Origin of the sequence: Companilactobacillus halodurans (assembly GCF_009600985.1) — a bacterium.
Lineage (GTDB): Bacteria > Bacillota > Bacilli > Lactobacillales > Lactobacillaceae > Companilactobacillus > Companilactobacillus halodurans.
Map to the genome: position 1 here is coordinate 1 of NZ_VDFP01000240.1, position 1,108 is coordinate 1,108.

Consider the following 1,108-nt stretch of genomic DNA (forward strand, 5'->3'; position numbering starts at 1 on the left):
GATCTTAGTATCTTGAATCAAGAAATTTTCCATTGGTACAAGGTCATGTGAGCGACGACGATAAAAACCAGTAGTCAACTTACCATTCACTTGACGAACTGGCACTTGAGCCTTGTTACGGTAGTTAAATGGTGATTCCATACCAAGAGTTTGGTTAACAGTAATATCTTTTAAACCAATCTTGTTAAAGTCAGTTACAACTTGATCGTGCTTAAATTCCAATTGCTTGTCATACTTCAGATGACTTAAAGGAGCGATTCCTGTTTGAGCATAAATAGCATCAATATCATGTACACGATCGGGAGATTCCTTTAAAACATCTAAAGTTCTAGCAAAACCGAAGTTCTTATTTACACGAGTAATCACTGCCTTAACAGTTTCACCTGGCAGAGCATTATCTACGAAAAGTGTAAAGTCATCAACTTTAGCAACACCTTTACCTTCGTATGATAAATCCTCAATATTTAATTCTAATTCTTGGTTCTTTTTTAAGTTTGGTTTTTCCATTTTTCACCTATACATAGAAAAAAGAAGTGTCAAAAAGGTTCTCTTCAAATTTGGTTAAGAATGCCGTCTTCCGTAACAAACCCGATTGGGCTGGAACGTAGTGGGCACGAATTTGAACCAATTGAAGTTCACAATTGTTTCAAATCTCGGCCTTCTACTAAGTGGTAAACCACTAAGTAGAATTTCACTACTGAGCCCATTTTCTTTGTTGCTCCGGACTAGTATTATTATTTTTTCGATTTTATACGAGAATTTTAAATGACGAAAATAGAAATCAGCACCTTAGTCTGGAGCAAAATTTCTGCGGAAGACGGCATTCTTTAATTCTCCTCCCTAAAGAAAGGGCTATTTTTCAGTACCAAATTTACTTTTGCGTTAAAATTATAATTGTAGGAGGAATATTATGAATTTAAAACTAGATTCTACTGTAACTTTGAACAATGGTGTTAAAATGCCTCAATTGGGTATGGGCGTTTGGAAGGTCAACAACTCTGGCGCTTCTCAAGCTGTCCAATGGGCATTAAAACATGGCTATAAAGCTATTGATACTGCTAAGCAATATGGTAATGAAGCTGGTGTTGGTGAAGGTCTTCAAAAAGGC

The 1,108-nt window shown here is 36.1% G+C and carries 2 protein-coding genes; one reads left to right on the top strand and one right to left on the bottom strand.

What is annotated here, in order from left to right; translation table 11 throughout:
- Window positions 1–507, bottom strand: a 507-nt coding sequence (locus tag FHL06_RS13895) for a class I SAM-dependent RNA methyltransferase (protein WP_153387245.1), incomplete at its 3' end; no start/stop codon positions are given.
- A 403-nt stretch (window positions 508–910) separates the two neighbouring features.
- Here FHL06_RS13895 and FHL06_RS13900 point away from each other — a divergent pair.
- A partial coding sequence (locus FHL06_RS13900) for an aldo/keto reductase (RefSeq protein ID WP_337692582.1) occupies window positions 911–1,108 on the top strand: 198 nt, incomplete at its 3' end.